Origin of the sequence: Streptomyces sp. NPDC048416 (genome assembly GCF_043200435.1) — a bacterium.
Taxonomy (GTDB): Bacteria; Actinomycetota; Actinomycetes; order Streptomycetales; family Streptomycetaceae; genus Streptomyces.
In genome coordinates this window covers 268,390-290,235 of record NZ_JBICXU010000001.1, presented here as the reverse complement: position 1 = coordinate 290,235, position 21,846 = coordinate 268,390, and the positions used below count along the sequence as shown (strand labels likewise).

The window sequence follows — 21,846 nt, the reverse complement described above, 5'->3', positions numbered from 1 at the left end:
CGGCACCGCATGGGCCTGGTGCTCGCGGCCACGCCTCCAAGTGACAGCGCAAGAATCGAAGAAGGAGAGTATGAAGAACGAGTACGAGGCCAAGTTCCTGTCCGTCGACGTCGCCGACCTCCAGGCCAAGCTGGCCAAACTCGGGGCCGTTCAGGCGTTCCCCCGTACCCTTCTCACCCGCAAGATTTTCGAGAACGACAACCTCGATTCCGGCGCGTGGGTCCGCCTGCGCGACGAAGGCACCCGCTCGACCCTCACCCTCAAGCAGGTCGCGGACGCCACCACGATCGACGGCACCACCGAAATCGAAACCGAGGTCACCGACCTCCAGGCCATGGCCGAAATCCTCCACCACGTCGGGCTGCGGGAAGTCCGCTATCAAGAGAACTATCGCGAAGAATGGTGCCTAGGAGAAGTCGCCTTCGACTTCGACACCTGGCCCGACCTTCCCACCTTCATCGAGATCGAAGGACCCGACGAACCCTCCGTCCGCCACGCCGCCGCCCTCCTCGAACTCGACTACTCGCAGGCGAGGTACGGCAGCGTAGACGAGATTTACAAGAGCGAGGCTGGCCGCGACATCCTCGCCGAACCCACGCTGCTGTTCTCCATCGAGCTCGAACCGCACTGAGCTGGCACGAAGTTCGCGTAGGCACGCTTCGTGTCACACCATGCTTCACCCTCACATATGTGCGCGGAAGGCGTTCTCGTCCTGTCCGCCATGCGTGAGGGCAGGGTTGGCTCAAACTCCACTACGTTGTTCTACGGGACAGGGTGAGCTCTTTGTATCGTTCTCTCGCCCAGGGGCGCAGGGCGCTGCGGTGGCCTCTAGGGTTGCGGCATGGCTACGCATCCCCTTGCTGACCTGGCCGCCAGCCTTCGCTCCAGGACTCTTGCTTTCTTGCGTGCCCCGCTGGCGCGCGAGTTCTACGGCATGCTCGCCGACCACGGGCACACCTTCGTGATGCCGGCCGCGTGGTCGGCTCTGCCCCGCTCTCGTCAGATCGAGGGGGTGCTCGCCGCGGAGGGGAAGCGGGTCGCGGAGGGCACGACGTTCGCGATGGCCGCCGACCTTGTGCGGGCAGCCCGCGAGGTCGGCCAGGACCAGTCGGCCCCGCTCCCGTTCACCCCGGACGTACTGCCCGCACCGTCGGGCATGCTCGTCTTCTCCGCCGGCGAGCCGCTTGCGCATACCCTCTCGGGGGAGCCGGTGGTCGCGGTCACCTGGGGCCCGCCCATGGAGGGCTTCTCCCCGGGAGTGCACCTGACGTGGTGGGCCTCGATGCGCGAGGACGAGCAGGAGAAGGACGCCGCCGCCCGGGGCCGAGTGATCCCGATCGTGCCGGACTTCGACCTCCACCTGTCCTTCCTCCCGCTCTTCGACACCCGCCTACACCAGAAGCAACTGCCCTCCGGGCTGATCTACTCGGCGGTCCCGCTGCGCAGCGTGGTGGCCGCCTGGTACGCCCTCACCGCGGACAGCACCACGCTGCGCGAGGAACGGCCCCAGGCCACCCTCACGCAGGCACTGAGGGAGCAGAAGGCCAAGAAGCGCGGCGTCCAAGTCGCCACCACCAGCGGAGACGACACCGCCCGCCGGGGCATCACCGAACGCGCCGCTCGAAAGATGGCTGAGCTGAGCGAGGCCAATGTCTTCGAGCCTGAGCCGGAGCTCGCCGCCACCCCACGAAGGGCCGATCACGGGGTGTTCGACCCAGCCCTCGACCACCAGCTCGACGCCGCCCACCGACGCCTCGCCCACGTTTACCGCGAAGCGGCCGACCACTGGCACCGCCTGGAGATGCAGGTCACCCAGCGGTACCCCGGAATCTTCGAGGCCCTGGAAGAATTGCGTGCGAGCGAGGGATCGCAGTGGCAGCCGTGGTGCTGGATGCCGAGCATCCGCGTATCCGCGTGGCTGATGAATATGTACAACGCCCCCATCGAACAAGCCTCGTGGGACGGTCCTCGGATCGCCGCGCTGGGGGCTTGGCGCAGCGGAGGCCGCCACAGTGTCTTGACCACCCTTCCGCTATCGGCCACGGCCAGCGACCGTGTCCCCGCAGAACTGACCGAGACGATGCCCGCCCCCGGGGTGGGACTGGTCATCGACGACAACGGCACCGTCCACCTGATTCTGGCATTCCTCGACGAGGTCGGGGACCACGGCACCGTGGACGCCGAACTCGTGCTCATCTCCAACTACGGTGAGCCGAACCACATGATCGAGGACATCACCAAGCTCACCGTCTTCCTCACCGGAAGCGACCTCCTCAATGCAGTGAAGATCACGCAGTCGTATTACGACCACGCCGCGGTCCAAAACGGCACGGAAACCCATCCCGCCGATGAAGCGCTGTACGTCGAACATGCCTACGCCCTTGGCCTGTTCACCGGGCTGCTGGCCAGTATCTGTAACCCGGGGGCTGAATTGCAGGACGCCGGGGCGCTGACCGGACGCAAACTGCCCGCGCCGTGGCCGCCGGAGCCGAACGTGCTCTCCGAGACAACGCTCTGGCTGCTGACCGACACGCCCGCGGCACTCTGAGATGAAGCATTTGAGCTAGGCGGGACCCGGTGCCGGTTTCGGCCCCTGACGTGGGGGAGAGGCGGGGTGCATTAGCGTGGGGAGCTGGACTCGAACGGACACTGGGATCATCCATCGGGGTGCGTTCGTCGAGCTGCACCGTGATGCGGTGGTGAGACCGGACGGCAGCACCGGAACCTATGAGCATGTCATGGTCGACGACACCGTGCGCGTGGTCGCGCTCGACAAAGACGGCCAGGTCGTGCTCGTCGAAGACGCGTTCTACCTCCAGCGGGGCCGCGTCCTGCACCTGCCCGGCGGCGGCACCGGCGGCCAGACCCCACTTACCGCTGCCCGACGGGAACTGGAGGGAGGAGACCGGACTGAGCGCCTCCGCCCTCCAGTTGCTGGGCGTCATTGACCCGCTCCCCGGGATGACGGCGGCACGCACCCACCTCGTCCTCGCCACGGGACTGCGTCCCGGCGAACACGAGCGCGAGCCCACGGAAGTAGGGATGAGGGTCGTGCGGTGGCCGCTGGACCAGGCCGTGGACGCCGTGCAATCGGGCAGCATCACCGACGCGGGCAGCGTCAGCGCACTCCTCCTCGCCCACCTCGCGCGGTGGACGGGCCAGCCGCCCCCGCCCGCTGCCCCACAGCAGGGCGATCTGGCCGGCTGACTACGCTGCCACGCTGGTGCCCGGGCTGGCGGACCGGAGGATTTCAGAGTGCGGTGAGGTCGGTGAGGTCCGCCCCCGAAAGGGGGGTGAGCGCCTGGCAGAGCCGTTCGAGCAGCGGCATCACGGCGATTACCAGGCTGACGGCCTCCTCCTCGTGCTCCCAGTGCTCCAGGAGGAGCCCACCGAAATCGAGGTCGATGGCGAGCCGGTGCGCGTGCCGCGGCGTCCCAGCCGCGCGCGCAGCCTCGCTCTTCAGCACTGCCATCCAACCGGTCTGGAGAGGGAGGAGCGGCCTCAGCGCGCCCTGGGTCTGATGAAGGATGTCCGCGAGCGCCGGCTCGGGGGCCAGTTTCAGGACGGCATGGATGGCGCCGGTCAACCGGTCCGCTTGGGAGAGCAGCGGCCCGGCAATCACCCGCAACGCCTCCGGGCCGCGCCACTGGTGCGGTCCTCGGTGGCTGGTTTCCTGCCAGGCGGCTGTCCACGCGCTGTAGCCCGCGTTGGTGCCGATTACCCACTGGAGCTTGTAGGCCGCGCTCGGCAACGCCTCAGCCTGGCATCCCTGTCGCCGCATCTGGCCCACCCTGTTCAGCACGTAACCCGGGCCTCAGAGTACGGCCCGCTGGCCTTGCCAGGTCAAACAGCTCCGAAGAACCCACTGGAACACAAGACCATAGAGATAGCGCGGCATGATCCGCCCCACCTGGTCACGTGCGGGGAACCAGGTGGTTGCACCGTCATCGACCGTGCGCGACGGGTCAGCGCGCGCTCCGGTAACTGCGGGCAGCCTGGTCGAAGGCGGCGGAGACGCGGTCTCGCTGCGCTGCGGGACCGGTAACGAGGAGGATGTGGAAGCGGCCGTCGACGATCGTCACGCGGTTGCGGATGTACTGTGCGGCCCCTTCGGCCCCGGCGCAGGTGTACTGGGCCACAGCCACGGGCTGATTCGCTCCAATAGTGATCTGCTGGACCCCGGTGGCCGTGGCACGGGGATCGCTGCGGCAGTCGGCCAGCTCAGGTTCGCCGGCCTGATAGGCGAGCGGGTCGTCCCCCTGGCCGGGGGCACGATCGCGGCCGGCGACAACGAGCAGTGTGAACTCACCGTGGGCGTAGCGGATTTGGCGGGAGGGTGTCACCGGCTGGCGTATCCAGCCTGTAGGGACGATGAGCTGGAAGCCTGCCGCGTCCTGCTGGCGCGAGAAACCTGCCGGAACGCCAGGTGCCTCAGACGAGGAAGTGCCAGGCACACGGGATGCAGATGAACGAGGCAGGGGCGGGCTCTGACCCGCTGCACGGGACGGTGGTGCGCTGCTGGCTGTCGACGGCCGTGGATGGCCCTGCCCGGTGCCGGTCTGTGTCGCGTAGACGGTGATGGCGGACAGTGCCGCAATCACGGCCGGCAGCACGATGCGCCCGAGCCACCGCGGCGGGTGTGACTTTCGGTGCCTACCGGGTGCCTGCGCCGCCGGGGTGCGCTGGATGAGGACCAGTTCGCCGCGGCGGCGCAGGACGGGCAGCAGCCGAGCGGCAGGAACCGGATCAGCGGGTTCGGACGGTGGGGCTGGTTCGGGGGCGGTGCGGAGTAAGGAGTCCAGCCAGATGGCGAGTTCCTCGCCGTCGCACCGCTCGGCGGGATCGGGGCGCAGCAGCGATTCGATCACCGGGCGCAACGGTCCGTAGTGCGCGTCGAAGACGGGCGGCTCGGTGCACACCGACTTGACCAGCTCGGCCACGTCCTGTTCCGGGTAGGGAGCATGGCCCTGGACGATACGGAGCAACAGCGCGCCAAGCGCCCACAGATCGGTGGCGGGCGAGACAGGCGGGTACAGCAGCCACGTTGTGCCGATGGGGGCGGCTTGTTCGGGTGCCCACCGATCGGTGACCGCGCCGATCGCGGCGATGCGGGCCTGGCGGGCCCGTTCGGCGGCGACGGCGGTAGCGGGCCCCCGGACACTGGCTGTCCCCGGCGCCGGTGTCGGAGTCGGGGCAGTGGGTGGGCTGGGTGATGCAGGGGCAGCCCGGACGGTGTGGCGCAGGGCGTCGGCGCGCAGAGCCTCGGCAGCCATCCCGGCCAGCGGCCGACTGGTCGCCGCGTTTGCCGGGCTCCGGGGCGCGTCGATCCTGGGCGTGACAGCGGCGTCCGGGACGGGCCGGGGCGCGCGCGGCTCGACAGCATCATCCCCGGTGTCCGTCGGGGCAGGGACGCGGGTGTAACCGCACAGGGTGTCCTGGGCCAGACCCGTGGCAAGACCGGTCAGGATGGCCCGCCCGTCGTCACAGATCAGTACGGTCCGGACGGTGACGTTGCCGTGAGCCCAGCCTGATCGGTGCAGCACGCGCATCCCGTCCAGGACATCGGCGCCGATCTCGGCCGCTCGGAAAGCACCGAGCGGCCCCTCGGCGAGCACGGCAGACAGCGGACGGGCCTCGACCCGTTCACTGACGACCCATAGTGACCCGTCGGCCACCAGGACGTCGAAGACCTGCTCCAGCCGGGGATGATCCGGCAGACGCATGGCCGCCCGCACGGCCTCCGTGGCTTGCTCCGCGACGGCATCCGCCCCGTCCGCCCCCTGGGCGGCGCCAGGTAGGGGGGTGAGCGGGTCGTTGCCGAGAAACTCGGCGTCCACGAAGTCGGGTAGCAGCACCTCGTAGAGCATGACCGGCTGCTCGCTGTAGGTGTCGAAACCCGGCCCGCAGACCGGGCCGTCCGCGCGGGTACCCGGCGAAGGGAGCCGATAGCGGCTGCCCAGCAGCTGCTCCGTACCGCTCTCCATCACACCTCCAAGGCCAGGCCCGCCGACCCGGCCACACTGTTGGTCACGCACACACCAAAGGGGGCTGTGTGTCAGGTTCCGGTGGTCAGGGCGTTGTGCGCGGCTCGGACGGGATGGTGCGCCGGTGCTGAGCGCTCAGGATCTTCTCGCACAGCGGAAGCGTGGCGGCGGTGAACGTGGGTGCCTCCGGGTGGCCGGCGGCTTGAAGGAACTCGGTGAGGTCGGCACGGAGCATCACGGTGTGCGGATGGTCGGTGCCCAGGACCTGTTCGCGGAGGATGAGGACTTCCCGAGCCCGTACCTCGGCCTGCTCCCATCGCTTCCTGCTCCGCGCAACGGTCACCTGCAGGTGGCGGGCAGAGAGCGTCTGTGGGTGCTCCCAGCCGTGCAGGGTGGCCAGGTCATACATGACGTGCACGATCAGGCGGGCCGCAGCCTCCCACTGCTCCAGTCGGGCCCAGCACCATGCCTGGGTGAGCCGGGCCGCAACGGCGGCCTCGTGATCGTGCCCGATCGCTTCGCCGAGTGCGACAGTCTCCAACGCGAGCGGGGAAGCTTCCTCCCAGCGGCCCTGCTCGCCCAGAGCCTCGACCAGGCGGGCCTGGGCGGTGATCACCAGCGGATGGAAGGGCCCGGCGGCTTCCTTGCGTATGGCCAGGACCTGGCGCAGCAGCGCCGCGCTGTCGGCGTACCGCTGCTGCCCGTAGCGGCACATCGCCAGATCGAACCGGGTCTCTTCGACGTTCAGTACGTCGGCGCAGGGATCGCTCTCCTGTCGGGTGAGGGCCTGTTCGTACAGGGCGGCGGCCTCGTCGAAGATCCCGGCGTCCAGGGCGCAGCGGGCCGAGACGAGCTGATCAGCAGGACTCAGGACGGTGGTCACGGCATGCTCCTTGAAGGCGGCAGATGCGGGCACGGCGGTGCCGGCACGGGGCGGGCTGATACGGGCGCCTGGGGGCGTTGCGTCACGGCGTAGCGGGGATCAGCGCGATGGTGTGGAGGGGGGTGAAAGTGAAGTCCCAGGCCGGCGTGAGGGGCGTCTCGATGAGGGTGAAGGTGACGTCCACGAGCACGACGCGGTTCACTGTGAACTCGGCGTGGCTGGGGCTGATGGCACGCAGCGCCGACTGCAACGGATCCGAGTCGGCTTCCGCGTAGCTGTAGCCCAGCCCGCAGTGGGGCCGGCCGACTGAGTAGATGACGGCGCCGGGGCCGCGCACCTTCCGGACCGCTGAACGGACCGTTTGCTGGAGCGAGTTGAGATTGTCGTCGGGCCAGCAGTCCAGAAAGACCCCGGACTTGTTCGCGACGGGTGACCCGGCGAGGACCGTGAACGACGGAATGTCGGCGAGCGAGGTCTCCAGGGCTGCGATGAGGTCGGCGCGTTCCGCGGAACTGACCGCCTCTGATGCAGAGTCCGCGACCATCTCCAGAGTGATATGGAGCAGGTCATCGCGCAGCGCCAGGATCGGGAACGGCTTCATCGCACGGCGGCATGCCTCAACCAGCGTTCCCAGGCCGGTGTCGAGGGCCAGGTTGGGGACGGCGTAGATGTGCAGGGCTGACAGCGCCGTCCCCACCGGCAGACCGTCGACGGGGCGGCCGGGCAGACGTGGTTCGAATCGTTTCATGAAGGGCTCCAGCACAGTGATCAGCAGCTCCGGACAGGGGGCTTTGCATGTTCGTGCGAGGTTCCTGGGGCGGTCCGGCGGTCAGCCGGCGGCTTGCACCAGCAGCCACATGAGGCCGCCCCACGCTGCGACGATCAACAGGACGGCCAGCGTGAAGAGAAGGACGGCCGTCGGCGCCAGGGGCTCATCAGGCTCGGGATCTTCCGGCAGCGGGTGACCGGCGGCGTGCGCTCCGGCCAGGCACAGAGGGCAGTTCGGATTGTGTGTCACCGTTCCCCCCTACGCCGGTGCGAGGAGGCGTGACCCGGTCTTCCCGGGACTGGTCGAGGGGTATACGGGGCGGGTGCGGCGGTCACGACAGGGTCCGATCCCGTACGCCGGGTATGCCGCCGAGGTGGACTTGGCGGACTCGTTCGAAGCTGTACCGGGCCTCGCGCGGATGCTGGCGTTCCCACACCAGCCACACGGAGTCGACGGTGACGGTGAGGTGACGCCGCACTCGGTGCACCAAAGCGGAGGCGAGGCGGTCCGAGCGGTCTCCTAACTGCCGGCTAGAGGTGTCAACTCGTCCATAGGCAGAGGTGAGGTGGCCCCAATGGGACTCGGACGCCGCAGCCATGCCCAGGCCGGCGGCGGACAGTCCAGCCCGGACCTGCCGGCTGAGGCCAGTCGCCGGATCCGGCACCGCCGCCTCGCAGACCGGCACGATCCGGGTGATGACTGCCGAACGGCTGGCAGCGGCCGGACCGAGATAGATCTCGAATGGGGCCACCGTGTCGAGCTGCTCCTGGAGGTGCTTCGCGGCGGCTTCCATCCGGTCGCCGTCGATGCGCCGGCCGTCGGCAGCGTGCGCGCGGGCGGCCTGGATGGTCCAGTGCCACTCCGCCTCCGCGACCGGCGCCACGATATCCGCGTACGGGGTGACCACCTCGGCGATCTCGTGGAGGTAGGCCACAACGTGGGGTTGGTCCTGTGGCAGCCATAGCACGTGAGGCCGGATCCACTCCTGTGCCGGGCTGTCCTTGGCCGCCCACAGCCGGTTCGAGTCCATGAATTGGTGCATGTCAAACCTCCTCGGTGAGCATCTCGGTCGAAATGCCTACTGAGATGGGAAGGTGGTCCGAGGCGGCCCGAGCGGCCACGCTGCGGTGGGTCTGGTAGGAGACCAACGCCGGGGCGACAGGACGGCTCGCGAGGACGAGGTCGATCCTGCGCTCGCCCCACGGATCTGGGTCACCCTTGCCGTTCTCCCAGTGTCCGACCGTCGCCTCCCACGGCGCTCCCAGATGGGCAGCCGCATCGACCATGAAACCGCCACGCAGCAGTGCCCGGGTCTGACGGCGGTCGGCCAGCTGCTCGCCCCCGATGGTCTCGGGGATCACCTGGTATTCGAGGTCGTCGTGGTCCTGGTCGCGGTAACACTCGGGATCGTAGTACCGCTCCTGCCCACTCTGATCCGAAAGGACCGCCGCCGAAAGGGCGTTGAAGTCGCCGAGGACGACCGACTTCTTGACGCCGCCGACGGTGCGGCAGATGCCCTTCAGACGCAGTGCCTCGTTGGCCCGGAAGTCCGGACGGAAGGGGTCGCCGTGATAGGAGATCACCGTGAGTGGATCACCGGTGCCGAGGCTGAAGCTCGCGGTGGTCACTCCGTGCCAGAAGTCTGGTGCCCCGTACGGCCGGTAGCTTTCGGGAACGTAGGTGACGGTTGCGGGGTTCCATACGAGCGCGGTGAACCAGGGCCGGTGGCTGTTGGAGGCCATCGCGATGCCGTCCAGGTATCCGGCCGTTTCCTCGACCTCGGCGGTCAGCTGGCAGTCCGCCGCGAACGCGCGGACCGTGCGGGCCGCCACTTCTTCCCACCGGTCTTTGCCCGTACGGGCTTCGTCGACGACGATCTCCTGCAATGCCAGGACATCAGGCGCGATCTCCCGGACCGTTTGGACTCGGGCCCGCCAGGCGGCTGTCCCTCGGTCAGCCAGGCGGAGCTTGTACGTGTTGAGGTTGGCGAGTCGTACGGTGGACACAGTCATTTTCTTCATCTCCCGAACGGGGTTTCATGGGCGGCGGGTTGGGGGTGGGACAAGGTGTTGCCTGCGCGTGCACCACTCCTCCTGATGCTGCGGCGAAGGGTTCGGAGTGGCCGGTCATGGCCAGAGGGTGCCGTCGTGCAGTTCCAGCGGTCCGCTGCCGTGCCGCCACGCCGTCATGCACGCGGCGACCCGCTCCCGCAGTGGGGCCTCGACCAGGTGAACCAGTTCGTCTTCGGCGACCATCTGCCAGGCCCGGATCTCCCTTGGAGGGATGCGGATGCGGGCGAGATCGGACTCGCCGAGCACCGGGCCGCTGAAGGTGAAGCCGACCCGGCTCGGGTGTGGGGTGCCGTTCGCCCAGTTCACGGCAAGCAGACGGCCCAACGGCAAATTCAAGCCGAGCTCTTCGCGTAGTTCGCGGCGGGCGGCCGTGCGCGGACTCTCACCGGCGTCGCTGTCGATACCGCCGCCGGGCAACTGCCACCGATTATCCGCGTGGTAGGCGGGCTGGACCAGCAGCACCCGATGGGCCGAGTCGGTGAGTAGCACGGTGGCGGCGCAGATCACCTTCGGGCGGACCGCCCGGTAGGACGCCGGATCCAAGGCATTCGCCTCCTCCAGCGAGGCGCGCTCAACGGGGGAGAGCCCGACGGCCGAGCCCGGCTGGACGATCCCTGCGACCAAGTGGGCCACGGACCCCGCCCACCAGGCGGCCATCGCCGCCCGTACCTGCCCGGCCAGGTGCGGAGCAAGCAGATGGGTGGCGATCTCGGGAGCCTCCCACCGGACCCTGCCCGAAGCCGTCCAGCGGGGCGTGACCGGGAGAGTGGTGAGGGGACCGGCGAAGTGCAGGTGCACCACGGTGTCCGGCTCGTCCTCGGCGGCCGGAAGCGAGTCGACGGCCAGCAGGCGGCCGACCGGAATCGGTGCGCCGAACTGCGCCGTCAGGTGCCGGGCCAGTGCCGCCTCGGGGCTCTCTCCACCACACACGACACCGCCCAGTAGGGTCGCGGCTCCCTCGCGTTCCAGGAGCCCGATCCGCCCCTTCGCGTCCATCGCCAGCGCGGTCACGCGCAGGACCGGCGAGCGCGTCATGATGCCGTTCGAAGTGGACGAAGCTAATGGCAAGGAGTAGCGGGTCTGCACGGCGGGCTCCAAGAACGTCCAGGAGAATTCGAGTTGGGTGAGCTGGGCCGCCCGGGGTGTTCTGGCGGCCACGCGCACGAGGTCGTCGAGGCTGGAGATCGCACGAGGGAGGGCGGCGGTCCTCGTCAACAGGCGGTTGAAGAGCGCGGCGGTGACCGTGACGTCATCCATCGCCCGGTGCCGACGGGGCGGCTGCGCAATGTCCTCGTGGCCGAGGAACGCATCGAGGCTGTACGAGGAAAGGCCGGGCAAGACGTGCCGGGCGAGGAGCCGGGTGTCCATGACCGGAATATGGGCGAGGCGGGGGCAGGAGGCGCGGTAGCGGAAGAGAATGCCCGCCTCGACCGGCGCGTGGTGGGCCACCAGCAGCACCGGCGCTCCAGGCAGCCCCTCGTCCAGAGACCCCAGGACCGTTTGGGCGGGCAGGGCGCCGGCCAGGTCGCTGGCGATGATGCCGGTCTGCGCGGTATCCGCAGCGGTGAGGGGCGCGTGCGGGGGCGGATTGATGAACGCCTCGAAGGAGAAGCCGCTGGCCACCGGACCCCGTCCCGGCACATGGCGAAGCCCGAGGGCGGCGACCTCGATCGGCTCCGGCGAATACCCCTTCGGGGTGGTTCCCTCGAAGTCGATCACCACGAAGTGCGTGGCCTGGAACCCGGGATCGTCGGCCAGCCCGCAGACACCTCTGTTCACCGGCCCGTGCACGGGTGGACCCCCACGGCCGGTGCTTCCTCGACGGGGCCACACCGCGTTAGCCACGCCGCCCACCGGCCCCACCCCCGGTCGCGGCCCGGAGGTGCTCGGTGTGCAGATTACGGAGCATGGTGTGGGCCTCGTCCACCGAGGCGAGGTCTTGGTGCTCCAGGCCGTAGCGCAGCAGGCTCATCGCATCCAGCGCCCCGTACATGGTGACTGCGTGCCGTTCGGCCTCGCAAAGCTTCCGGCCGAGGCCATGAAAGAACGACGCCTCAAGATCGGGGCGGCCATAGAGGATGCGGTAGGAGAGGCGGGGCAGATCGCGCTGGGCGGAGGGCCGGATGTCCGCCCGCTCGAAGTCGATGATCCGCAGCACCTGTTCGGCGGGATCCCACAGCCAGTTCCGCGGCATGAAGTCGCCGTGCGACACCACCGCCGGCAGGTCGGCGGGCCGCTCGCAGGTCAGGGCGCGCAGGACCTTCAGGTCTTCCGGTGTCGCATACAACCGGGCAGAGCGGAGCATCTGCTCCACCTCCGCATCCCAGTCGACCGTGCTGGACACAGGAAGCTGGCCGTGGGCAGGGGCGGCGGCGAGGCGGGCGAGGAGCTGCCCGGCCTGGCGGTAGACCTCGCGCTCCTGCTCGGCCGTCAGCCGCTGTCCGCGCACCGGGCGGCCGGGGACGGCCGTGACCACGAGGCCCTGGGCATCCATGTCGTGGGCAGCCAGCAGTGGAGCCCGGCCCGGTCCCAGAGATGCGGCCCAGCCCGACTCGTAGGCCGCCACCTCACGCCGGAACAGCTTGGGGCCGGGGTTGTGCTTAGCGAACCACTTACAGCCGTGCCGGTCCTCGACCTCCCAGGTGCGGGGTCGGCCGATCCCCGGCGAGGAGTGATCGGCGACCACGCGGAACGTTCCGCTCACCGAGGTCACCAGGCGGACCATCGCCTCGGGCATGTCGGTCACAGTCGTACTTCCTTCTTCCTGTACGGCTTTGCGAAACCAGCGTCAACACTCGTCGTGATCACGCGGACACGGATGGTGCCCGCGTGGGCGTGTAGCGTGCCAGGCGGCACTGACAACGTGCCTCGGCCAGGTCATGTGATGTGGTGGCCGCCCGTGCCGCGCGAGGTGTTGAGCACGCCGTAGCGCCAGCCGAGTGTGATCAGGTGGGGATCGTTCTGGGCGCCCCAGCGTGAGCGCAGGGCGTGGATCTTCTGCTTCATGATGTCGAGCGACGACAGGCCGCAGTTGTGGGTGATCTGCAGGTAGGTGTCGTCGAGCGCCAGCCGCCAGAGGATCTGGACCTCATCGGCATCGGTGCCGCCCGGGGGCGGCGCGGTATCGGGCCGCGGGACCAGGTCGAGGACGTAGCAGGCGTGGACGAGAGCGTGCCGGTGACGTACCCCAATGCGCCGGTGGGCGCTCGTCAGCGCGGCGCTGACCGTGCCGACCGCCCGGGACAGCTCGACGGCCGCCTTGGCCGTGCTCATTCCCTCGGCCATCTTGGCGATGACCCTTATCTGAGCGGGAGTTGGAAGCATCCTGTCTGTTGGCCGGGCGGGCATGGCGGAGTGACCTTTCATGAGGTGACGAATTCCGCTTCGAAGCGGGGAGGGGTCGTACCACCCCGGCCGAGAGCAGAAAGCGTCGCGCCCGGCCAGGGGCGAGGCGTGCGGGTCAGGCGCGGGTGAACCAGCGCTCCTGCTCGGCGTCGGTGACGACGGTGCGGTGGTGGTCGAGTTCGATCTGCGCGAGGCGGGCGAAGTGCTCCACCACGTCCACCCCGAAGGCGGCCCGGGCGATGGGACTGTGGCGGAACGCGGAGCGCGCCCGGTCGAGGGTGACCGGCACCGAGACCGCGTCCGCTGATTCGTACGCATTGGAGGGGCAGGCCGGCGGCAAGTCGGGACTCTTGTCCAGTCCGTGGGTGATGGATGCGACCACGGCAGACACAGCGTTATACGGGTTCGCATCAGCGCCGGCAAGGCGCACTTCGAGGTGCAGCCCATCGCCGTGGCCGACCACCCGCACCGCACACGTGCGGTTGTCGAAGCCCCATGTCATGCGGGTGGGGGCGAACGAGCCGGGCATGTACCGCTTGTAGGAGTTGACATTCGGCGCGTACAGCGGGGCCAGGCCCGGCAGCGCGGATAGCAGCCCGGCGACCGCCTGCTTCCCCATCAGCGACAGCTGCCCATCTGGCGTGGGGAGCATCGCGTTGCCGCTGCGGGTCAGGGAGATGTGTACGTGCAGGCCGCTGGCGACACCGGTTTCTGGGGCTGCCATGAACGTCGCGGTCATTCCCGCCAGCGCGCGCACCGCATGCTTGAACACGAGATGCCGGTCGCAGGCGGACAGGGCCCCGCCGTAGGGGAAGGTGATCTCCACCTGCCCCGAGGCGCCTTCCGTCTTGATCGCTTCCACCGGCATCCCGGCCCTCGACAGTGCGCTCTGAAGACGGCGGAAGTACCGGTCCATCGCCGGGGAATGATCGAGGGCATAGTCCAGGTTGTCCTCGGACGTTGGCCGCAGCCCCCCGGCCCCGACGCGCATGGCCTTCGTATAGGCCCCGCGGTAGAGGACGAACTCGGTCTCCAGACCCACCTGGGCGTGCAGGCCGTGAGCGGCGAGCTGGGTGAGCTGGTCGCGCAGGATCTGCCGCGGGGCTACGTCGACCGGCTGCCCGTTCGGGCCGAATGCATCTCCGAGGACGAGCGCGGTTCGGGGCAGCCACGGCACCATGCGCAGGGACGCGAGGTCCGGCACGACAGCTACGTCCTCGTAGCCGGTCTCCCAGGATGTGAGGTCGAAGCCGTCGACGGGAGTCATGTCGATGTCGGTGGCGAGGATGTACTTGCACATCTCCGCGCTGCCGTTGGCGACCCGGTCGATGAAGTGCCGGGCTCCATAGCGTTTGCCCTTCAGCTGACCTTGAAGGTTCGGCAGCGCGAGGACCACCGTGTCGACCCAACCAGCCTTGACTGCGCTCCGCAGTTCGTCGAGACCGAGTCTCCCCTTGGGAAGCTGCTGGGCCGATGACGGATCTTGGATCGATTGTACGGACGGCGTGGTGAGGCGGGGGAGTTTCTTGAAGGAGGGAGGCGTGGCGGTCATCAGACGACCCCGTCCTGGATCTTGGCCATCTCGGTATCGGCGGCCACGGCCGGTATCTCGTAGTCGCGTCCGGCGATCCGCCACCACACGGTGGCCAGTGCCAGCACGGCTACCAGGGCGATGGGGGCGTAGTTGAAGGTGTCCACGGAGACCCATCCGCCGGTCTCGGGCCGGGTCTGGGGCAGGCAGAACAGAACCGTTACGAACGCCACCCAGGCCACCGCGACCACGCCGACCGGAACACCCCAGCGGCCCAGGTTCCACGGACCGGGGGCGAAGGAGTTCCGATTGCGGATGCGCAGGTAGATGGGGATTGCATAGGCGGGGGTGATCCCGATGACGTTGATCGCGACGACCGCGTTGTACGCGGTGGGACTGTAGAGAGACGGCAGCGCGAGGACCGCGGCGACCGTGACCGACAGCCACACCGCAGCGCGAGGTGTGCCGGTGCGCGCATCGACCTTGCGCCACAGGTGCGAACCGGGCAGCGCGCCGTCACGGGAGAACGCGAACACCATCCGCGAGCAGGCGGCTGTCTCCGCGTTCCCGCAGAACAGCTGCGCGATGATCACGACCAGCAGCAGCGCCTTCGCTCCTGCCGGACCCAGCGCGTCGAGGAAGATCTGTGCCGGCGGCACACCAGTTGAACTTGCCTGTACGCCCGCGTAGTCGCGGATGGCGAAGGTCAGGCCGACCAGCAGGACGAAGCCCGCAGCCCATGACCAGGTGATGGCGCGCATGATGCCGCGCGGCGCCGCAACGGAGGCGTTGGTGGTCTCCTCCGACAGGTGGGCGGAGGCGTCGTAGCCGCTGAACGTGTACTGCGCCAGCAGCAAGCCGATCAGCACCACGTACCAGTGGGCCGACCAGCCGGTGTCGTTGACGAACGTGGTGAACACGAAGCGGGCGGACTGGTGATGGGAGGGCACGATCGTCAGGGCCGTGACGATGACGGCCACCCCCGCCAGGTGCCACCACACGGAGACCGAGTTCAGGACGGAAACCAGGCGGACACCGAACAGGTTCAGGACGGCATGCAGGGCGAGGATCACCAGGAAGATCACGATGGTCTTCTGCGGCGTGGGTTCGAAGCCGAACTGCAAGTTCAAGAACGCCCCGGTGAAGGCAGCGGCGCCGTAATCGATACCCGCGATGGCACCCAGCAGCCCCAACAGGTTCAACCAGCCGGTGTACCAGCCGGCCTTCTTGCCGCCGAGTCTGTCCGCCATGAAGTACAAGGCACCGGACGTCGGGTAGGCGCTGGTGACCTCGGCCAGCCCGGCGCCGACGAACAGCACCATGAACCCGACGATCACCCAGCCCCACAGCATCACCGCCGGGCCGCCGGTCACCAGGCCGAACCCGTACATGGTCATGCAGCCCGACAGGACAGAGATCACGGAGAAGGAGATCGCGGCATTCCCGAAGCCGCTCATCCGGCGCGTCAGGACCGGCTTGTACCCGAGGTCGCGCAGCCGTTCATCATCGTGCTGCGGGCCCTGTAATGGCCGGTTCGTAAAGGACATCGAAGTGCCTCCAAGGCGAGTTGAGAAGTCATGCAGGACGGGGACGGCGGCCAGTGCCGCCGGCGGTGTGAGATCGGGCGGGACTGAGACATTCGGAGCGGGCCCGTACGAACTCACGGACAGCGAGCCCCGCACTGGCCGGGTTGTCAGTGACGTACGCCCAGGGCAGCCGGGTGGCGTAGCGGTCCAGGGCACGGAACACCTTCGCCGCGTCGACGTACTGGTGCGCCGCCCACAACGCGTGCGCCAGGTAATTGAGATCCCCGACCGAGGTGCCCGGTCCAGAATCAGCCGTCCAGCCCTTGAAGGCTCGATGAACGTCCCAGATCACCGGCTCCCTCGACCACTGGCGATGCGACAGCGGGTCCGCAGTGCCGTCCTCGCGGTGGCGCCGGTAGTTCTCCGTCCACGAGTACAGCGGAAGGATCCGCAGCGGTGAACCTTCCGGCGCCCAGGAGGTCACCCACTGGGCGAACCCGAGCGCATCCGCGTTCGACGTGTGGGGGCACGCATACAAGAACTGGTGCATCCGGTGGTAAGCCTCACGGTTTCCCCAGTCACGTTCGTGAACCGCGCGAAGCAAGCCCCAGGGGCCCGCTGGCAGCATCGGCTCCCAGGGAGTCCGCCAGTTCCACGGATACTCCAACCGTGCATCCGCCTGCGCCAGCGCCAGCAGAGCGATCCACGGAACCGGATCAGCTGACGACGACCCCTTGATCGCCAAGTCGCACGCCTGCTGCGCTTCCTGGAGCAACGCGGGCGTTCCAGGGTGACCGCTCCGATGTGCCTGGAGGGTCCGTTCCACGGACACCCGGGCCAGCATCAGCAGCGCGTCCGGGTTGTGAGGTTCCTCGCGAAGCCATGCCTCGATGACATCCGAGCGGCCGGCTGCGGCAGCGAGGACCTGCGTACGTGATGTTCTCAGTGCCCAGTCGGCGCCCGTGTGCGCCAACAGTTCTCTCATCGCCCGCCAACGTCGGGCCTGTACATCCTCCAGGGCACCCCGCAGCTCTGCGTCAAAACCGGCGGGATGATAGATCGGTGTGAACTCGCGCAGCTGTCCGGAATCGCCCCGCATCAGCCGAGCCCGTCACGCCGAGTCGACAACTCTCGGCTCGTCACAGGACATCTCCACGGGGCGGCCATGCCCATGACCAGTTCAGGCTGTGGGATGCCGGGGTCATGCGGAGCAATGGTCAGGCAAGTCATTGGAGTCCTTGGCTAAGGATTCGAAGGCGAGGGGCGGGGAACCTGGCGCGCGGTCGAGGCAGTTCCGCGCTGAGGGCGATCCTGGAAATCAGAACTTGATTCCGCCAATCACATTGGCGAGGCTCATGGTGAGACGGCTGATCGTGGGCGCGATCGATGAACTGGCCAGGTAGAACCCGAGCAGGATGCACGCGGCGGCATGACCACCCTTGAGTCCGCCGTTTCTGATGAGCAGGAACACAATGGTCGCCAGAAGGACAACCGCGGAGATGCTAATCGCCATGACGCACGGCTCCGGCAGGCCAACGGCGACACAGTCTGCGCTTCAATGCGGGTCTGCGGATCAAGGAAGGGTTGGCTGCGGTGTACTTCGGAAATGCATCGGGACTCCCTCGCATCGATCCCTCTGTGGTCAGGTTTGGTGACGAGCTGACATGAAAATGAATGGCGTTAAGGCATCACGCCCCCGGGCGAGACATGAGCTTCGCTCCTGAAGCCAGGACGCCGTAACCGCCCGCCCGGACATCGCTGGGACGTCCCAGGACGTCCCAGCGAGCAGAGGCGTCCTCCTCGTTGCTGAGCAATGGAAGTAGCTGACGCCCACCGCTTCGGTGAAGCGTGTCGTGGGTCCTCAACCACGCGCCCGAGGTCGCAGTTGTGGCAGAACCGCCCCTTGCTGAGTCGCCCATCCTGCCTGAGACCTGCAGGCTGGTTCCGTCCGCTTCATGGGTAGCCATCGCCGGCGCAGACTGTGCGTGAGGCCCAATCAAAGACCAGTCGCGCGTGCGGCTTTGCCAGGACTCGTCCGGTGAGAGGCGCTGGACCGAGACCCGTCGTGGAGTGCACTGCGATCAGAGGACCGCTGCTGCTACGTAAGTTGCGGTCCCAGGAGACGATCTGTTGCGCCATGTCCTGGGCGAGCGAGGCGGCGCGTGGACCGAAGGCATGGACACCGAACTCACGGGTGGTGGCTCCGGCTGTATCCGTGTGGACGTTGCGGCTGAGGAGATAGGCGAGGGAGGAGTCTCGGACAATCGCGGCGGCATCCCATCCCTCGCGGCGGGCGACGGGGCCCGTCTCCGGGTTCGGGTCCACACTAAGGCGGCAGAATCCGCCGAGCGTGGTGGCAAGCCACAACAGCAGCCTGTCGGCCGAGGACGTGCCGGGGATGGTGATGCCGGTCCACCGCTCGTGACGAGGCATCCGCAGAGCCTCTTCTAGACCGCTGGTGCGGGCTGGCTGACCCTCGGCGAAACGGATCCGGATTTCACCACCGCGCAGCTCGCTCGTGACGTCATTGTGGGCTCCAGCCCCTTGCATGGGCACGAACTGGCAGACCTTGAGGGAGCGGCTGACGAGGAGACCCTGCTGTTTTTCGAAGCCGATCACCCAGGTATAGCCGTGGATGCGTAACGGCACCACGAGCCGTCCGCCTTCGGCGAGATGGTCGATCCAGACTGGCGGGATGTCGTGTGCTTCGACAGTAACGATGATCGCGTCGACCTGACCGTGGGGGACCTCCCAGGTCCCTTGCCCGCCGTCGCCTAGAACGACGGATACGCCCTTGTATCCGGTGTCGACCAGGAACCGCGCGGCCCGGTCGGTGACGAAGGGATCGATGTCGACCGTGACGATGCGGCCGCGGGAGCCGACGAGTTCCGCCATATAGGCCGCATTGCAGCCGCCGGAGCCGATCTCGATGACGGTTTGGCCGGGCCTGAGAGCCGCCTCGGCGAGCATGTGGGCTTGAAGCCACGGCGCTGATACGGCGCTGGTGCTGCTGCCGTCCGCGTCCCTCTTCGTGATCACCTGAGCATCGCGGTAGGCGGCTTCCAAAGTGGCCTCGGGCATGAAGCGATGGCGCGGGACGCACCGGAACGCGTCCTCGATCGCCGGATCCCTGATCCACCCTTCCGTGATCAGCTGGTCGATCAGGGCTTGACGAAGTCGGTTTGCCTCGTCATGGAGTGTGGGATTCACCGGGATTGCTCCTCGCGTTCGGGCAGAAGGGGCACGTCCTACTTGTTTCTGCCGTTCTTGATTGCCCCGCGGTAGTGCACTCCGTATGCTGCTGAGCAACGCGTTGACGGAGACGAGTAGCCCAGGGATCACGCGAGCCAAGAGAGCTGCCGGAAGCTGTGAAGGCGGTCTCGCACCCCAAGGCGAAGACCCTCCCGAGCGCGGGGAGGAAAGACCCCCACCCCGGGTCCAATGCCCCGCCGGCTGGCCCCCGTCACTGGGCCCGAATGAGGCCGTCACATAGTGGCGGTGAAAGTGCGGTGGCACCGCGAGTTGCCCTTCTCGCCCGCACTCCCAAGGGATCATGACGACGTCCTTCGGAGGACCGAAATGATCCACAGCCGCGTACACATCTCTGACCTGCGAGAACACGTCGGCCGTACCGTTACCGTCTGCGGGTGGGTAAACACCCTCCGCTTGCAGCGCAAGATGCAGTTCGTCATCGTGCGGGACAGCACCGGCATGGTGCAGGTGACCCACCAGCGAGACGACGGGCCGCTGGAAGCCCAGCTCGAAGCCCTCACCGCCGAATCCGCCGTCCGCATTACCGGTCGTGTCGTCGACGCCGCCCAAGTCAAGCTCGGCGGCCTGGAGATCGTCCCCGAGCAGGTGGAGGTCCTGAACCTGGCCGCTACGCCGCTGCCGATCGACGAGCACACCAACCTGGAGCAGCGACTGGACTGGCGCTTCCTGGACGTACGACGCCGTCCTGCCACTCAGTTGCTGTTCGCTGTGCAGACCACCCTGGAGCAGGGCATGCGTGAGTACGCGTATGCGCAGGGTGCCACGGAGATGCACACCCCCAAGCTCATGGGCACTGCCTCGGAGTCCGGGGCGGAGGTCTTCAAGCTCGGCTACTTCGACCGCTCCGCCTACCTGGCGCAGTCGCCGCAGTTCTACAAGCAGATGGCGATCTCGGCTGGGATCGACAAGGTCTTCGAGATCGGTCCGGTCTTCCGTGCCGAGCCGTCGTTCACCTCCCGGCACGCCACCGAGTTCACGGGCGTCGATGTGGAGCTGGCCTGGATCGACAGTGTCGAGGACGTGATGGTCTTCGAAGAGCAGATGCTCGCGCACGCGATCAGCAAGGTCGCCGAAGCGCACGGTGAGGCGATCGCCGAGCACTTCGCGGTCGAGGTCACCGTCCCCGCGACGCCGTTCCCCCGCATCACCATGGCCGAGGCGCACGAGATTCTGCGCAAGGGCGGCTGGGACCCGGAGGGCGTCAAGGAGGACCTGGACCCGGAGGGTGAGCGGAGTATCTCGGCGCACATCAAGGAGGCCACCGGGCACGAGTTCGTGTTCATCACGCACTACCCGGTGGGCATCCGGCCCTTCTATCACATGCGGCCCGCTGGCGACCCGGCCGTGACCTTGAGCTTCGATCTGCTGTGGAAGGGGCTGGAGGTCACCACCGGCGCCCAGCGTGAGCACCGGTACGACGTGCTGCTGAAGCAGGCCGCCGAGAAGGGCATGAGTCCGGAGCCGCTGCAGGACTACCTGAACGCATTCCGGTACGGGTGCCCGCCGCACGGCGGACTCGGCATGGGGCTCGGCCGGGTGCTGATGGTGATGCTCGGCCTGGACTCGATCCGCGAGGCTACGTTCCTGTTCCGCGGGCCGAACCGGCTCACCCCGTAACCGGGCGTTGACTGCGTCCCACGACACGGGCGAGCACCTCGTGTCGTGGGACGCGGTCTCAGTAGCGGACATTGCGCAGGTCATGCGTCCACGCCTCATCGGGGTTCTTGTCCCAGTAGGCTCGCAGCGCCAACTCCCGCTCGCTGAAGCGGCCTTGGTGGCACAGGCCGCCGTGGGAAAGGGTGACGCTCATGGCGAGCGGTGATTGGGCGGTGACCCAGTGCGGGGTCAGGGCGTGGCTCCACAGCTGGTCGCCGGGGCGCATGATGACGGACTGGCGGTCGGCCTCATCGTGCGCCGGCGGGTCCTCGCTGGTGGTCTCACCGATGACCGCCGCGTCGGCCGACAGGTGTTTGTCGGGGTCGAGGTAGCTGTGGAAGGTCTTGACGCCATCGACCTGCCAGACCAGGCCGTGCGAGTTGTCGTTGTGGTACGTCGATGAGGCGCCCTTGGTTGAGAGGAACAGGATCGGTGCCAGGCGCTGCCAGGTGAAGCCTCGGGCGGCCAGATGCGTGCGCCAGGGGATCATTACCTCCTCCTGGAAACTGCCCAGGAGGCCGTTGTAGAAGCGGCCAAGGTTGAAGTGCACCAGCCGGAACGGCCAAGTGACGATCTCCTCGATCGGTGCGGTGCGGAACGTGGCAGTCCGGTCCATGCGCACCTGCCAGTCGTCGTCCCCGAGGATCGTGAACCGGACCTCCTCGTCCCGACGCACGTGGTCGAGGACGTCGACGGCGGCCAGGAACGTGTAGTCGAACGGGATCTCCAAGGGGAAGTTCGGCGGCTGCCGCCACCGCTGGGTAAAGTCGTCGGGAGTTGTGATCTTCATTGAGGGGTCCATCGGGT

The 21,846-nt window shown here is 67.9% G+C and carries 21 protein-coding genes; 5 read left to right on the top strand and 16 right to left on the bottom strand.

Features of this window, described 5'->3' with window-relative positions:
* The first annotated feature begins 70 nt into the window (after window positions 1–70).
* From ACGFW5_RS01235 to ACGFW5_RS01220, 4 genes are all read left to right on the top strand, one after another.
* Window positions 71–631, top strand: a complete 561-nt coding sequence (locus ACGFW5_RS01235) for a class IV adenylate cyclase (protein WP_393832056.1) — start codon at window positions 71–73, stop codon at window positions 629–631.
* A gap of 210 nt (window positions 632–841) precedes the next feature.
* Window positions 842–2,548: a hypothetical protein gene (locus tag ACGFW5_RS01230; RefSeq protein WP_393832055.1), complete on the top strand. Its 1,707-nt coding sequence runs from the start codon at window positions 842–844 to the stop codon at window positions 2,546–2,548.
* Between the two features lie 190 nt (window positions 2,549–2,738).
* A complete protein-coding gene (locus tag ACGFW5_RS01225) occupies window positions 2,739–2,948 on the top strand; it encodes an NUDIX domain-containing protein (RefSeq protein WP_393832054.1) in 210 nt (69 codons plus the stop codon).
* Window positions 2,949–2,961: 13 nt separating this feature from the next.
* Window positions 2,962–3,207: a hypothetical protein gene (locus tag ACGFW5_RS01220; RefSeq protein ID WP_393832053.1), complete on the top strand. Its 246-nt coding sequence runs from the start codon at window positions 2,962–2,964 to the stop codon at window positions 3,205–3,207.
* Between the two features lie 43 nt (window positions 3,208–3,250).
* On the opposite strand, the gene ACGFW5_RS01215 is transcribed toward ACGFW5_RS01220, so the two are convergent.
* The 15 genes from ACGFW5_RS01215 to fxlM all read right to left on the bottom strand — a co-directional run bounded on the left by ACGFW5_RS01215 (window position 3,251) and on the right by fxlM (window position 19,320).
* Window positions 3,251–3,781 carry a hypothetical protein gene (locus ACGFW5_RS01215; RefSeq protein ID WP_393832052.1) on the bottom strand — a complete coding sequence of 177 codons (531 nt, stop codon included), beginning with the start codon at window positions 3,779–3,781 and terminating at the stop codon, window positions 3,251–3,253.
* Window positions 3,782–3,965: 184 nt separating this feature from the next.
* A complete protein-coding gene (locus ACGFW5_RS01210) occupies window positions 3,966–5,984 on the bottom strand; it encodes a hypothetical protein (protein WP_393832051.1) in 2,019 nt (672 codons plus the stop codon).
* 85 nt (window positions 5,985–6,069) lie between these two features.
* Complete coding sequence (locus ACGFW5_RS01205) at window positions 6,070–6,867, bottom strand: tetratricopeptide repeat protein (protein ID WP_393832050.1); 798 nt, start codon at window positions 6,865–6,867, stop codon at window positions 6,070–6,072.
* Between the two features lie 82 nt (window positions 6,868–6,949).
* On the bottom strand, window positions 6,950–7,615 hold the full coding sequence (locus ACGFW5_RS01200; protein ID WP_393832049.1) for a 2'-5' RNA ligase family protein: 666 nt from the start codon (window positions 7,613–7,615) through the stop codon (window positions 6,950–6,952).
* Window positions 7,616–7,696: 81 nt separating this feature from the next.
* Window positions 7,697–7,885: a hypothetical protein gene (locus ACGFW5_RS01195; RefSeq protein ID WP_393832048.1), complete on the bottom strand. Its 189-nt coding sequence runs from the start codon at window positions 7,883–7,885 to the stop codon at window positions 7,697–7,699.
* A gap of 82 nt (window positions 7,886–7,967) precedes the next feature.
* Window positions 7,968–8,678 carry a hypothetical protein gene (locus ACGFW5_RS01190; protein ID WP_393832047.1) on the bottom strand — a complete coding sequence of 237 codons (711 nt, stop codon included), beginning with the start codon at window positions 8,676–8,678 and terminating at the stop codon, window positions 7,968–7,970.
* A 1-nt stretch (window position 8,679) separates the two neighbouring features.
* Window positions 8,680–9,648: an endonuclease/exonuclease/phosphatase family protein gene (locus ACGFW5_RS01185; protein WP_393832046.1), complete on the bottom strand. Its 969-nt coding sequence runs from the start codon at window positions 9,646–9,648 to the stop codon at window positions 8,680–8,682.
* A 114-nt stretch (window positions 9,649–9,762) separates the two neighbouring features.
* Window positions 9,763–11,487: an NUDIX domain-containing protein gene (locus tag ACGFW5_RS01180; RefSeq protein ID WP_393832045.1), complete on the bottom strand. Its 1,725-nt coding sequence runs from the start codon at window positions 11,485–11,487 to the stop codon at window positions 9,763–9,765.
* Window positions 11,488–11,545: 58 nt separating this feature from the next.
* Window positions 11,546–12,445 carry an aminoglycoside phosphotransferase family protein gene (locus ACGFW5_RS01175; RefSeq protein WP_393832343.1) on the bottom strand — a complete coding sequence of 300 codons (900 nt, stop codon included), beginning with the start codon at window positions 12,443–12,445 and terminating at the stop codon, window positions 11,546–11,548.
* A gap of 140 nt (window positions 12,446–12,585) precedes the next feature.
* Window positions 12,586–12,981 (bottom strand): hypothetical protein, encoded by a 396-nt coding sequence (locus ACGFW5_RS01170; RefSeq protein ID WP_393832044.1) that lies wholly within the window; start codon window positions 12,979–12,981, stop codon window positions 12,586–12,588.
* Window positions 12,982–13,168: 187 nt separating this feature from the next.
* Window positions 13,169–14,605 (bottom strand): glutamine synthetase family protein, encoded by a 1,437-nt coding sequence (locus ACGFW5_RS01165; protein WP_393832043.1) that lies wholly within the window; start codon window positions 14,603–14,605, stop codon window positions 13,169–13,171.
* Entirely contained in the window at window positions 14,605–16,131 is a 1,527-nt protein-coding gene (locus ACGFW5_RS01160) for an amino acid permease (RefSeq protein ID WP_393832042.1), read from the bottom strand. Before ACGFW5_RS01160 ends, ACGFW5_RS01165 begins: the two co-directional genes overlap by 1 nt.
* A gap of 28 nt (window positions 16,132–16,159) precedes the next feature.
* Window positions 16,160–17,209, bottom strand: coding sequence for a hypothetical protein (locus tag ACGFW5_RS01155; RefSeq protein ID WP_393832041.1), 1,050 nt, complete (start codon window positions 17,207–17,209; stop codon window positions 16,160–16,162).
* Window positions 17,210–17,428: 219 nt separating this feature from the next.
* Window positions 17,429–17,623 (bottom strand): hypothetical protein, encoded by a 195-nt coding sequence (locus tag ACGFW5_RS01150; protein WP_393832040.1) that lies wholly within the window; start codon window positions 17,621–17,623, stop codon window positions 17,429–17,431.
* 440 nt (window positions 17,624–18,063) lie between these two features.
* Window positions 18,064–19,320 carry a methyltransferase, FxLD system gene (gene fxlM, locus ACGFW5_RS01145; RefSeq protein WP_393832039.1) on the bottom strand — a complete coding sequence of 419 codons (1,257 nt, stop codon included), beginning with the start codon at window positions 19,318–19,320 and terminating at the stop codon, window positions 18,064–18,066.
* Between the two features lie 369 nt (window positions 19,321–19,689).
* Between fxlM and aspS the strand changes: the two genes are divergently transcribed.
* Complete coding sequence (aspS, locus tag ACGFW5_RS01140) at window positions 19,690–21,000, top strand: aspartate--tRNA(Asn) ligase (RefSeq protein WP_393832038.1); 1,311 nt, start codon at window positions 19,690–19,692, stop codon at window positions 20,998–21,000.
* Between the two features lie 58 nt (window positions 21,001–21,058).
* Here the strand turns inward: aspS and ACGFW5_RS01135 are convergent, their stop codons facing one another.
* On the bottom strand, window positions 21,059–21,829 hold the full coding sequence (locus ACGFW5_RS01135; RefSeq protein WP_393832037.1) for a hypothetical protein: 771 nt from the start codon (window positions 21,827–21,829) through the stop codon (window positions 21,059–21,061).
* Window positions 21,830–21,846: the final 17 nt, after the last annotated feature.